The 12,844-nt window shown below is 37.9% G+C and carries 14 protein-coding genes; 5 read left to right on the forward strand and 9 right to left on the reverse strand.

What is annotated here, in order from left to right; all coding sequences use genetic code 11:
• Window positions 1-66 precede the first annotated feature (66 nt).
• Window positions 67-750: a C39 family peptidase gene (locus IEV41_RS05885; protein WP_188387483.1), complete on the reverse strand. Its 684-nt coding sequence runs from the start codon at window positions 748-750 to the stop codon at window positions 67-69.
• A 265-nt stretch (window positions 751-1,015) separates the two neighbouring features.
• Between IEV41_RS05885 and IEV41_RS05890 the strand changes: the two genes are divergently transcribed.
• Genes IEV41_RS05890 through IEV41_RS05900 form a run of 3 tightly spaced genes read left to right on the forward strand, consistent with a single transcriptional unit; the run spans window position 1,016 to window position 3,542 of the window.
• Window positions 1,016-2,059 (forward strand): ArsR/SmtB family transcription factor, encoded by a 1,044-nt coding sequence (locus IEV41_RS05890; protein ID WP_188387484.1) that lies wholly within the window; start codon window positions 1,016-1,018, stop codon window positions 2,057-2,059.
• Window positions 2,056-3,255 carry an MFS transporter gene (locus tag IEV41_RS05895; protein ID WP_188387485.1) on the forward strand — a complete coding sequence of 400 codons (1,200 nt, stop codon included), beginning with the start codon at window positions 2,056-2,058 and terminating at the stop codon, window positions 3,253-3,255. The genes IEV41_RS05890 and IEV41_RS05895 overlap by 4 nt, the downstream gene beginning before the upstream one ends.
• 50 nt (window positions 3,256-3,305) lie before the next feature.
• Window positions 3,306-3,542: a hypothetical protein gene (locus tag IEV41_RS05900; RefSeq protein WP_188387486.1), complete on the forward strand. Its 237-nt coding sequence runs from the start codon at window positions 3,306-3,308 to the stop codon at window positions 3,540-3,542.
• Window positions 3,543-3,577: 35 nt separating this feature from the next.
• Here IEV41_RS05900 and IEV41_RS05905 read toward each other — a convergent pair whose 3' ends face one another.
• The 6 genes from IEV41_RS05905 to shc all read right to left on the reverse strand — a co-directional run bounded on the left by IEV41_RS05905 (window position 3,578) and on the right by shc (window position 8,805).
• Complete coding sequence (locus tag IEV41_RS05905) at window positions 3,578-4,219, reverse strand: YdbC family protein (RefSeq protein ID WP_188387487.1); 642 nt, start codon at window positions 4,217-4,219, stop codon at window positions 3,578-3,580.
• A 24-nt stretch (window positions 4,220-4,243) separates the two neighbouring features.
• On the reverse strand, window positions 4,244-5,326 hold the full coding sequence (locus IEV41_RS05910; RefSeq protein WP_188387488.1) for a serine hydrolase domain-containing protein: 1,083 nt from the start codon (window positions 5,324-5,326) through the stop codon (window positions 4,244-4,246).
• A gap of 332 nt (window positions 5,327-5,658) precedes the next feature.
• A complete protein-coding gene (locus IEV41_RS20155) occupies window positions 5,659-5,793 on the reverse strand; it encodes a hypothetical protein (protein ID WP_268235131.1) in 135 nt (44 codons plus the stop codon).
• Window positions 5,768-6,337, reverse strand: coding sequence for a phosphorylase family protein (locus tag IEV41_RS05915; RefSeq protein WP_229722155.1), 570 nt, complete (start codon window positions 6,335-6,337; stop codon window positions 5,768-5,770). Before IEV41_RS05915 ends, IEV41_RS20155 begins: the two co-directional genes overlap by 26 nt.
• Window positions 6,338-6,350: 13 nt before the next feature.
• Window positions 6,351-6,875, reverse strand: coding sequence for a P-loop nucleotide/nucleoside kinase family protein (locus IEV41_RS05920; RefSeq protein WP_188387489.1), 525 nt, complete (start codon window positions 6,873-6,875; stop codon window positions 6,351-6,353).
• A gap of 61 nt (window positions 6,876-6,936) precedes the next feature.
• Window positions 6,937-8,805 (reverse strand): squalene--hopene cyclase, encoded by a 1,869-nt coding sequence (gene shc, locus IEV41_RS05925; RefSeq protein ID WP_188387490.1) that lies wholly within the window; start codon window positions 8,803-8,805, stop codon window positions 6,937-6,939.
• A gap of 124 nt (window positions 8,806-8,929) precedes the next feature.
• Here shc and IEV41_RS05930 point away from each other — a divergent pair, with 124 nt between their 5' ends.
• On the forward strand, window positions 8,930-9,907 hold the full coding sequence (locus IEV41_RS05930; protein ID WP_188387491.1) for a quinone oxidoreductase family protein: 978 nt from the start codon (window positions 8,930-8,932) through the stop codon (window positions 9,905-9,907).
• A 58-nt stretch (window positions 9,908-9,965) separates the two neighbouring features.
• On the opposite strand, the gene IEV41_RS05935 is transcribed toward IEV41_RS05930, so the two are convergent.
• The gene (locus IEV41_RS05935) at window positions 9,966-11,279 is read right to left on the reverse strand and encodes a bifunctional S-methyl-5'-thioadenosine deaminase/S-adenosylhomocysteine deaminase (RefSeq protein WP_188387492.1); all 1,314 of its coding nucleotides are present in this window, start codon (window positions 11,277-11,279) and stop codon (window positions 9,966-9,968) included.
• Between the two features lie 156 nt (window positions 11,280-11,435).
• Here IEV41_RS05935 and IEV41_RS05940 point away from each other — a divergent pair, with 156 nt between their 5' ends.
• Entirely contained in the window at window positions 11,436-12,197 is a 762-nt protein-coding gene (locus IEV41_RS05940) for a GNAT family N-acetyltransferase (RefSeq protein WP_188387493.1), read from the forward strand.
• 76 nt (window positions 12,198-12,273) lie between these two features.
• On the opposite strand, the gene IEV41_RS05945 is transcribed toward IEV41_RS05940, so the two are convergent.
• Window positions 12,274-12,840 (reverse strand): NADPH-dependent FMN reductase, encoded by a 567-nt coding sequence (locus tag IEV41_RS05945; RefSeq protein ID WP_188387494.1) that lies wholly within the window; start codon window positions 12,838-12,840, stop codon window positions 12,274-12,276.
• Window positions 12,841-12,844: the final 4 nt, after the last annotated feature.

Consider the following 12,844-nt stretch of genomic DNA (forward strand, 5'->3'; position numbering starts at 1 on the left):
ATTCTTTCTCATTATGTACGCTTTTCCACAAAGGCAACAAAAAAACTTTGGATTACCCAAAGTTTTTTACTTTTCATAGCTAATCGCTTGCTTACCCATTTGTACCCAAGCTTCTTCAAATTGCTTTCTCGGTACTTTCTTATCCATCTCTTTATCAAGCGGATCATTTATGTATACATACTCATCATCATATCCCGTCATCACAACGCTATGTTCATGATACGTCACTCTCATCTTACCACTTTTCGTATTCCACGTTTCAAATTGATTGTCCTTAAGTGGCGCAAACGTTGCATTTGTAATAACCCAAACAGGATAACCTTTATCTAACATACGATATAAATCTTTTGTCTCTTTTCCCGTTAAATTAATGAGTTGATCTGGTAAATATTCTAATCCTAATTCATATACTGGCCCTGCATATACACCTAATCCAGGTGTCTTCTTAGAATACATATCACCTACGAATCCCTCATTTAAGTCACCACGTAACCCATTCTTCTCAAAAGGAACTTTTTTGATATTCTTTGCTAATTCCATCTTACTAACAGGTACCCCAGCATGATGTAAAAGCATTGATAAGCTCGTCACTTCACATCCACGTGGTAATTCTGGATTCTGTAAAATAAGAGGAACTCCTTCTACACGCGCTTCACTTTTCAAAAATGAAAAGACACTAAGTCCCTTGTCCATACATCCTGCAACAATAAAGAAACATCCAATTAAAAATACATATTTTAATTTCTTCATTCCATTCACTCCTCTCCAACTATCGAATAAGGGAAAATCCAAGGAGTTTTATAGTTTAGTAACATCCCACTTACTAACTAGTATACTTACATACATCTATTCCTATTCTTGTACACGTTGTTTATCATATCATATTTTCAATAAATGTGGATGATAGATAGTAATAACAAAAGTCGAATTATTTTGCCTAGAAAAATTCTAAATATATTGAATTTTATATTCGTATATTTTAGAATTTAAGTAATAATAAAAAGGAGTGTATGAAATGGACTATCTTTTTTCACCACAGCAAAATGAACATGTATGTGTACAAGTAGAATCTTCTCCTGTTTGGGAGATTATTCTTGGCATCACTGGCTATACACACCGTAACATGCGTCATACGTTTGATTTAGATGAACAGTGGACCACAAAACAAGAAGACATACCGAACTCACTTATAGAACGATTAACGCATATAGAAAAAACTAACTTCTGGTACGGCTTACTGATGGTACAAAATGAATTATCCGCTACTAGCGTTCAAGATTTTTCGAATCAGCTTGTACAAATCCCTACTAACAAATTATATGAAATCCTGCTTCCTTATCATAGCCGGGAAAAGGACATAGCTCGAGTCACCATTGCTCACACAAACAATCAACCTAGTTTGTTTCACGATTATGCAAAAAACTTTCACAATCATCTTTTTTTAGAAGAATATATTCACCACCTCGCTCGTTACTCCCATGAGGAACTACGTCATCTGTTTATTTCTGTAGTAGACGAATGGTTCAATTGGATACGCACACAAGAGGAATGGGAAAAATGGACACACGCACTTTCATTAGAAGAAAAAAGGCAGCGTTTAGTAGATCAGATGAGTACAGTGGAAGAAGTAAAACGAATTACAAGGGGTATCCATTATCAACCGGAGCCTTCTATTTGGACAATCAAGCTCATTCCACATGTATCATATCGCCCTTGGATTTTGGAGCAACGGACACATGATACGAAGTTATTTTTCTACCCATTACATGAAGAATACTTATTAGAACACGGCACCCCGTCTATGCAATTAATTCGTGGACATAAAGCATTAGGAGATGAACTACGACTGAAATTACTCTATCACTTAGTACAAGGTTCACATTCTCTCCAAGAGTTAAGTACACACTTTCATATATCAAAAACTACGTTACATCATCAACTATCATTGCTAAAAGCAGCAAAGTTCATTCACGTAGAGAAAGGAATTTATTCTGCCAATCCAGCAGAAATCACACATTTCTCTAGTCGTCTTTCCCAATATCTTGGTGAGGAGGAATGAAAAACTATCCACGGTCATTCAAAGCTCTTTGGATTGGGGAAATTGTATCAGAGTTTGGCAGTGTTGCTGGTGGAATTATTAACGGGCTACTACTTTATGAAATAACTGGCTCAAAGGAATGGATGGGTGTCTTATGGCTCATCTATTTCATTCCTTCTCTTATATTACAATTCATTAGTGCACCTTTTTTAAATGGCGTAAAGAAAGAACAATTTTTACGCCACATCCAATTGATCCGTGCAATTGCGTATATCTGCCCTGTACTCGGATATATGATTGATTATCATATAGGTACAATTATCGGACTTATTCTCTTGCAATTAGTATTAGGACTTATCCAACCTATATATGCTACGCTTTCTTTTTCACTTTTGCCTGATATCTGTAAGGAAGATGACTTGCCACAAGCAAATAATTTACTAGATGGTACAATACGAATCATGAGCTTCCTAGCACCTAGTGTGACTGCTTTATTATTATTTATAAGTCCTGTGCAATTCCTTTACCTCTTCTCCTGTGGAATGTTCCTTGTTAGTTATCTATTACTTCAACAAATAGAAGCACAACAAACGAAAGAGACTGCTCCATGGACAAAAAAGTTTTGGTGGACAGAGATGAAAGAAGGATACCGGACATTTTTTCAATTTCCTACTTTACTTCATCTTACATTCCTTTCTTCACTCGTTCAATTTGCGGTAGGAGCGACAATGGTACTAAGCATTCCTTTCATTCGAGAAGAACTGCAAGGGAATACGTGGGAATATGCTATCTTTTCTGGGACATTCCCGCTAGGATATGCACTAGGAATGATCCTACTAACAAAAATACAACAAAGCCAGCAAACAATGTACATCGGATTACTTGGCGGTGGAATGTCCTTTATCCTCCTTTTCTTCGCGCCATCCATTCCACTTGCATGGCTATGCGAACTAATTGGCGGGATGTTCTTTCCATTATTTAATGCACAAAGTGCTGCTCTCTTTCAACGGAAAGCTCCGCGTGATCGATTAGCCCAACTTAGTTCTGTCCGTCTTTTACTTATGCGTGTAACAATGCCATTTGGAATCTTCTTTGCATCGACTCCTTTGTTTCATCTAAGTACACGGGCAACATATATCGTTATCGGGAGTATGATTGTTTTACCCGGTATATTCTATCTTCTACAATCAATGAAACTAGTAAATAAAACAAATTAAGTTAGCTGCACTATATGTTTTGTCGTATAATGGAAAGAGGGAGTGAGAAGATGATTGAATTTAAATGTGGTTCATGCGATACATATTTTTATATTAAACGAGAACAATATCGTGAAAGAATGATGCGCTTAGAGCAAATACAATGTCCAAGTTGCTTAGATCATGCACCATTTGACATTGAGTATATCGTAAAACGATTAGTAGAAATGGATGACCTACGTTCTTGGGAAATTGGCACACAGTTTGCACGTAGCCCACAAACGAACGAGGAAGATATCGAAGCATAATAAACGACAAAAAAGCTCAGAAGATTTCTGAGCTTTTATCCATTTGGAAGCACTATCCAACTACGGTCCATCTCTATAACATGCCCACTTATTCTTTCTGTTATTTCTGTCACAGATGAACGTTCTCGTAACTTTGATACTTTCCCCTTCACATATTGCTCGTGTATTTCTTCACTTTTCCATATAGAGACTGCTAAATATCGTTGTATGTCTGTTTGACTTCTGCAAAACACACTTGCTAGAATTCCTCCCGTTTCTTCCATTCCCGGATTCCACACTTCTCGTTGAGTTCTTTCAAAGTCCGCTTCATTGCCTCTTTTCACTGTACAATCTCCCGCACGAAGAATACACCCTTCTGTTAACACATCAACAAAAGGATGTTCCTTACCTATCTGCCTCTGCCCGTCATATAGTTCAACTGAAATATGGGTATACGTATTTCGTTGTTTATTCATATCAACTATCTCATCATGAATACGTTCCATGAACTGCCAATAAGAAATATCATCTTTCCAAAAAGAGATAATCCCTGCTTCACACGGTTGTTTTTTATTCCATCCACCTACTTGCCCAAGAAAACCTTCTGCACTCTCCAAGTTTCTCCATTGTTGTTGTGCAAGAGAAAATGCGTCTTTATCTTCTTCATTCACTAGGCATTTAATCCATTTAATGAACATATTGTCTCTCCTTCTATAAAAGATTCACTCTACTTTTACTTTATACACTGTTCGTAGCGTATCAAATATAAAGCGCACACTTCTCTTCGCAAAATCTGTATGATTAAAATTCCCGATAATATACATATCCATATACGGAACATAGAGCATAAAGGAGCCAATCGAACCAAGATGTCCCCAACTATTATATTTTTTGATAAACGGAATAGGTCGAATCCGCATTAACCCGTATCCATAATCTACACCTAACCACATCCTCTTCCATTGCATCATTATCTGAAGAGATTGTTTCGATACCAATTGATTTCCAACTAACGCTTTCATAAATTTCAACAAATCTCCCGAGGTACTAACCGTTTGTCCTCCAGCATAGAAGCTACTGAAACTCCGGTATCGCTCCACATCTACTTTTTGGTTATGCGCATAAATAGCTGCAACAGGATAACTACTCGTCTCAGTCGAATGTGAAAAGTGAGACAAATAAGAATTATTCATCTCTAACGGTTGGAAAATACGCTCGTGAAGAACTTCATGGTATGGCTTAGATGTAATATTTCCAATGATTAAACCTAGTAAGTTATAACCCGTATCTGTATAATGAACTTTCTTACCTGGAGTGAATTTCGGACTCATCTGCCGCTTTGACCATTCAATCGTTTCTTCTGGCATCCACATACGTGAAGGATCTTCGAAGAGAATATCTATAAACTTCTTACCTTCCTTAGGCTTATCCTCATAGAAATCTGGCAAACCTGACGTATGATTAAGTAAATGTTCTATCCGTATATCACTTGCATAATGTCTTCCTCTATAAACGTGTAAATCTTTTAATATATCTTTTGTTAAATACTCGGCAATAGAATCACTATAAGCAAGCTTTCCTTCCTCTACTAACTGTGCGATAACCGTAGCAGTAAATATTTTTCCAATACTCGCCGTATGGTATGGCTGATCTTGGTGTACTGGAGTATCGCCATAAACAATATTCCAATGAATGTTATGTCGGTCTGAATGTATAAGCAAATAGGCATTATATATGTCTCGATTAGAAGCTACAATTTCTTTCAGCTTAGTTTCAATAATCACCTTTACTTGCTCTACTTGCATAAGCGCCTCCTTCAGTTCTGTCAAACTTCCTTTTTGTTTATCTGTATGACAGCGTATGGACAACCATTCTTTATTTCTATAAGAAAACCATCCGTATCTACAGGGGAAATTTTAATCTAACGAAAGCCTGCTGATGAGTAGAATATTTCCAAACCACTTTTTGCTGTTGCCATTTGATATCCAGTCCACATATTATATGTAGGAGCAATTTATGTAATTTCCTCGTACTGAATCTTACTTCTAAAATACCCTCTCTTTATATACAAGTATTCTGCATAAAGAACATATTTAACGGAAAAGAACATCTATTTTCGAATGAAAAACCATTTTTATCATCCCTTATTTGTTATAACAGAAGAAAGATAGCATGCTACATCTCGTATTTTCGCATCTGTCTCTGCTTCAATCACTTCTCTTTCCTCTGTGTAATCATACAATGTATCACCTTGGATAAGCTGATCGGACACGTTTAACAAACTTCTTCGCTACAGCTAACGTCGTCGCTGTTTCCATATCAACGCCAACATGACCATTTGACGCCCAATCTCTTACCATTTCTTCTGTTTCCACTAATAGCGCCCCCGTAGAAAGAACACTTCCTACAGCATAGCTATACCCCTTCTTTTCACAATAATCAATTGTAGCGCGAAGAACTCTTTCATCTGACTTAACCCTCTTCTTATTTGGTAAGTAGCAGTGCGATACCCCGTCCTGCATCTCCGCCTCTTTCACAATTAAAATATCACCGTACTTCACCTCAAATGACAAACCACCGCAGTATCCCGTTTGAATAAATACATTCGCAAATCCTACATTTCTATCTTGGTAACTTCCAACAATCGTATTCCATTTTGGTAGCCACTTTTCTTCTTTCAGCACTTCGCTCCACAATTGCAAATTTTCTTCATGTTTCCATTCACCGTGAACAATAAACGAAGACGGAATTTCATGTGCATCTACACCAAATACACGTAACCAATCCTGTTGTGTGAAATCTCCGTATAACTTCATTTCCCTACCTCTCCTATTCTGCTATATATGCTAGGACTTTATGAATATAAGAATCTAAAGGTTCGCTAGAATAGACACGGATGTGAGGATATTGCTCTGGCTTCTTGCTATTATGGATGGAATATGTGAACACTACTTCTAATTCAATTGATTCGATTTGACTCATTAAACGTTCCCGTTGTTTCAACCGTTTATTAACCTCTTCTATATTATCGATATAACACTCCACATATTTATACTCTGCACCATGTTTTTCGGCTAAAGATATACCATTTTCCAAACCTTCCGTATAAAAACACGGGCTATCAAAAATCACACTGTGCCCTTGTGCTAATAAGGAATCAATTAATGCCCATTCGACGTCGTACGTGACTGCACCAACTACTTTCCCATCTATCTCTGTATTTTCTAACGATTGGATGAAAGCAGATTTCGTCACATCATGATCGAGAACAACCGCTCCTGTATGTTTGCTAACTTCTCTTGCAAGAGTAGATTTCCCCGAACCTGGAAACCCAGCCATTTGTAAAAAGAACACCTTATCCATCTCCTCCCAATTATCTAGCATTATATCATTTAATTGAAAGAAAATTCTATCATTACATGTTGTACTTCTGCTGATAATGACCTAACGCTAGCAAAGGAAAAATATAATTATAACTATGATAATACGTATAAAATTGGCGAGGTAATCCGATACCAGTTGGATATTCCCATTCTTTTGATGAATAGTTTTCCTTCATTAAATAACGAATCCCCTTTGTAACATGCTCTTCTTTTTCCTGTTCCATTACAAGTAACGTATCTATAGCCCATGCTGTTTGAGAAGGAGTACTAAAAGCTAACGGAACGAAACGCTTCACTTCACAGCTTCTGCACGACTCACCCCAGCCACCATTATCACGTTGCTTCGCAAGTAGCCAAGTCATCGCCTTTTGCAAAGATGGATGCGTCGCTGGCACGCCTACTGCTCGTAACCCCGTAACTACAGCCCACGTTCCATATACATAGCAAACTCCCCATCTCCCGTACCAAGAGCCATCCTTTTCTTGATTTTGTAGTAACCATGTTATCGCTCGCTTTACACTTGGATGTTTACTTGTAAAGCCTCCATGCTTTCCTAACATCTCTAATGCTCGACCAGTTAAATCTGCACTTGATTCATCGATAATCGCATCTTCTGCATTATCAAGTGGAATAAGCTTAAGCCACTTACTATTTGCCCCTTTTTCAAAAGAAGCCCACCCACCATCATCATTTTGCATGGCTAACAACCAATTCATCCCTTTTTGCCATGCATCACGAAAAGGCGGTGAATACAATGCACGTCGGTGAATTGCCCGCATCGCTACGGTTGTATCATCTACATCTGGCACTCTCGTATTCACATCCGAAAATCCCCAACCACCTGGAGCAGTATTCGGACTATGCACTTTCCAATCACCATATTCTTTCTGTTGCTTCCATAATAAATATGTCGTAGCCTTCTTTATCATCGGCTCTTCTGCCAATACTCCAGCTTCTTGTAAGGCATAACTTAACAGCGCGGTATCCCACACAGTTGAAGGTGAATTTTGCAGATGAATCGTCGTTTTATCATAATAAAACAAACTTTTAATACCACTAAGCAAACGTGTGATAACTGGAGACTTTTTCTCATAGCCTAACGCCAATAACGCATAAATCATGTAAAAACTACAACTTGCGTAACTGTATAAGGTTCCATTCGGTTCAAGTCGTTCCAACATAAATCGTTCTGCTATTTGATAGCCTTGTTGATGAATATGATATGGAACAGACGCTAATTGCTTGAGCGACTGAAGTACGGTACGAATAGGCGAACGAGCATACTCTGTCTCTTGAAAACGATCCATCTCTCTTCCTTTCTTATTTAAATATGATAGGTCCGGTGTCCATTTCGAAGTGATTGTGAACTTCTTATTTGCACATACCATCATCGGGACAAAATGAATACGAGCATAATTACTAAATTCATACACATTAAATGGTGCATACGTAGGTAACACTAACATCGGCATCGGAAAGTATAAAAAGAGCGGCCATCTATATTGTCCATACAGTGCTAACATAAACTTTGTCATAAAATGAGCTCGCTTTAATCCACCTTTCGCGAGAATATACGCCTCTGCTTTTTTCATTCGTTCATCCGATTGTTTATACTGACCTGAAAATAATAAAGCATTATATGCTTGAATCGTTGCATCCAAACTCCCTTCCTCTTGATCATCGTATAATTTCCAATAACCATTCGGTTGTTGTTTCTCTGCAATTCGTACGACAAGCTTTTGAATCAATGCCTCATCTTTTAAATTCAATGTACGCCATGTTGTAATAAGAAGACAATCCGTCATTAATGGTCCTTCAAAACAAAAGTCCCATGAACCGTTCGGTCGCTGTATCGACTGTAATTCACTTATTTTCTTCCTCAAAGCTGCGTTAATCTCCACCCTCTCACCTTCTTTTTGATCGTGTTACTGTATGTATATGCTTCGGATAGATTGACTAAAAATCAGATTATTCCTAATTTCATACCCAAAAAAGTATAATGAAGGTGAAAAGGAGGATGAATCGATGAAAGCAATTGTTATTACTGAACTAGGTGGACCAGAAGTAATGAAGTATATGGAAGTTGCAATGCCAAGCGTTAAGGAAAATGAAGTATTAATTCGTGTTGAAAAAACAAGTGTGAACTTTGCTGATGTGAAATCTCGTTACGGGAAAAAAGGGGCAGCAAAATTACCATTCATACCTGGTATTGACGCTGCTGGAGTTGTTGTTGAAGTAGGGGCAAACGTCACGTCCTTCCAAGTTGGACAACGAGTACTTGCATTTCCGTCAAATGGTTCTTACGCAGAGTATATCGTCGCAAATGAGAAATTAACATTCGCCTTACCTGACGAGCTAGATTTCACTACGGCAGCCGCATGCCCAATCGTTTCATTTCTTTCATATTCTCTACTTGCAAACGTTGCGAAAATAGAAAAAGGAGAAACCGTCCTTATTCATGCTGCTAGTGGCGGTGTCGGTACAACCGCTATACAACTGGCGAAGCTATTAGGTGCAAACACTGTTATCGGTGCAGTAGGAAGTGAACAAAAGCGTGGAATTGCTCTTGAAGCTGGAGCAGATCACGTTATTTCGTATGAGAAAGAAGGGTTCGCCGAAGAAATAATGACTCTAACAGACAACAAGGGCGTGGACATTATTTTAGACTCTGTTTCTGGTACGATTGCTGAAAAAAGCTTCACATCCCTTGCTCCGTATGGACGATTTGTTCAGTTTGGAAATTCAGGTGGTCACGCCGCAATCTTCAAATCAAGCGGCTTGCATGCAAGCTGTCGTTCTGTTCTTGGCTTCAGCCTAGGTACAACACGTAAATTACGCCCTCATCTCTTACAAGAAACAGCAAAACATGTCTTCTCTTATTTAGTTAACGGTGATTTACATATTAAAGTTGGACAACACTTCCCACTAGAAGAAGCCACAAAAGCTCACGAATGGATGGAAAGTAGGCAAAGTACAGGGAAGATTATTCTTGATGTGAGATAACATGCAAAAAGAGTTGTCCCTTCGGCCAAATATCGACCTAAAGGACAACTCTTCTCTTTTATTGTACTAAACTACGTTTAAAACGAGTCGCTTCGAAGATAATGCGTTCTTCATCTAACGTCTTACACTCGCCGTTCCATACAACTTGTTTACCGTTAATAACTACATCTGATACGTCTTTACCGCTTGCTGCGTATACAAGATGTGACATTACTTCTTCTGCTGGTTGTAAGTGTGGCTTGTTAGATGGGTCAATTGTAATGAAGTCAGCATACATTCCTACTTCTAGGGAACCTACTTGCTTCATACCAATTGCCTGTGCACCTACTTTTGTTGCTAATGAAAGCACTGTTCCTACTGGTAATGTCGTCGCATCTTTGTGCATTCCTTTTTGCAGTAATGCTGCGATACGTAGCTCTTCGAACATATCTAAATTGTTGTTAGAAGCTACACTATCTGTAGCAATACCAACTTTAATACCATGCTCAAGCATTGCACGAACGTCCGCAATACCAGAACCTAATTTCAAATTACTATTTGGATTATGTCCAACTCGTGCATCATGTGCTGCTAAGAACACACGCTCTTCATCATTTAACACGACACCATGCGCAATAAGCGTTGGCTGTTTGAAAATACCACAGCTTGCTACATAATCTACCGGACGCATTCCGTATTGTTGTTCAATATCACGCACTTCACGCTCTGTTTCAGAAAGATGAATATGCACCATTGCGTTATTTTCTACCGCAATTCGAGCAGATTCTTCTAACATTTCACGAGAACATGCATATGGACTATGCGGTGCAACCATCGTTGTCAGCATGCTGTCCTCTTTGTTATAACGTTTTACGTATTTTTCAATATTTACTACAGCCTGGCGTTGCTCTTCTTCTGTACCGAAGCTAAATAACGTACGAGAAATCGCTGCACGCATTCCACTTTTCGCTACTGTTTCCATAATCATATCTTGGTCAATTCCAATTGGATTGAACATATCATTAAATGTCGTCGTACCACTCTTCACCATTTCTAATAAGCCAAGTTCTGTACTTGCTACTGCTAATGCAGGTGTATATTGGCTTTCAAGTGGCCAAATTTTCGTTTCTAGCCATGGCTTTAATAACATATCGTCGCCAATTCCACGTAAAATCGTCATTAATACGTGTGTGTGTACGTTCACAAGTCCAGGTAATACCCATTTCCCACGTAAATCAATTACCTCATCTACTTGTGTAGTAGAAGAAAATTCACCTTGTTGTACTTCTATTAGTTTGTCGTTTTCCACGATCATATATCCATTTTTTAATACATCATTATTTTCATTTAATGTCACAATTGTTGCGTTCACATAAGCTGTTTTCAAAAACATTCACCTACCGTTTAAAAAGTTACTACCGAAATAGTAACCTATAAACTTCTTTAAGTCAAAAGGTTTTTTCAAGGGATTATATTAGCAAATATAGCTAATTAAAGTGTAGAATATTCTGTATATTGCTACTATATGAAAATACACGGGAGAGAAACAATGCTAAAAGTCGCTGAAATAGTAGAGTTAAATGAAGAAAATCTAACTAGTAGTGGGTGCTATTGCCTTCGTAGCAAGCCTAATTCAATTGGCTACACAAATAAAAATGAATGGCTAACGGAGCATTTTGAAAAAGGGTTACGATATGTAAAAGTGATGGAAAATAACAAACCAGCAGGATTTATTGAATACGCTCCTATCGAGCACTCTTCACGTGTTGTATACGGTGAAAACTATATTGTAATTCATTGCCTCTGGGTACATATTACAGGAAAAGGATATGGCTCCACATTAATTAAGCATTGCCTTAAAGATGCGAAGGCACAAAAGAAAGCCGGCGTTATTGTTGTGACAAATCCAGATACATCTTGGACACCTAGTAAAGATATCTTTCTGAAACACAATTTCATCAAAATAGACGATGCACCTTATGACTTTGAATTACTTGTTCATAAGTTCAACTCAGCACCTGACCCATACTTTCCAACTGATTGGGAGGAACGACTTACATATTTCAATAATTTAACGATTTTACGTACGAAGCAATGTCCGTTTGTAGATGTTGCGACAGAGAATGTTATTCAAGCAGCAAACAAGCTAGACATACAAGCAGACATTATTGATATAACAGACAGAGAGCAATTAATGAAACTCTCTCCTACTCCTTATGGTATTTACAGTGTTGTATACAAAAAACGATTAATCGCCTTTCATCGACTAACGGTTCACTCTGCGATGAAACGACTAAAAGAATTAATCTAGTTCAAACACCTTTCACAACACAATTTAAGAACACGACAAAGAGCACTCCTATTAAAACGGAGCGCCCTTTGTTCATTTAAAAATCATACTTCTTATCTTTCTCCTCTTGTATCCCTCTCACTGCATGCGCATGTAATATTGTATCTTCCACTAAGCGCTCAATTCGGAATAAAATATCATCGTTCACAATTTCTTTACGCATGAAATCTTTTTCTTCAATAAATACATACGTCGGTACAATATGTGCTTTCATATATGCCAAGATAGGTTTAAGCTGCTGCTCAACCATTAAATAATGCTTAGCCGTCCCAGCTGTTACTAATATGCTAACTACTTTATCTCGGAAAGCATTTACCGGAAGTAAGTCGAAGATATTTTTCAACGTAGCTGGAATCGATGCTTGAAACGTCGGAGTACCAATAATAATGGCATCCGCCTCCATAATTGTTTCTGTGACGTATTTTGTATCACCTTCATACTCAAAATAGTTCCGCCCATCGCTAAATGCTAACTCATGCTCTGCTAAATCTAACAGTGTAATTTGTACTTCGGGGTAGTTTTTTCGTATTTGTTCCATTGTATAATTCATGGCAGTTTTTGTTTTCGATCCGACAATTGACCCTGCAATCCCTACGATTTTCATCTTT

It is taken from the genome of Priestia taiwanensis (genome assembly GCF_014638355.1).
In the GTDB taxonomy this organism is placed as follows: Bacteria; Bacillota; Bacilli; order Bacillales; family Bacillaceae_G; genus Priestia_D; species Priestia_D taiwanensis.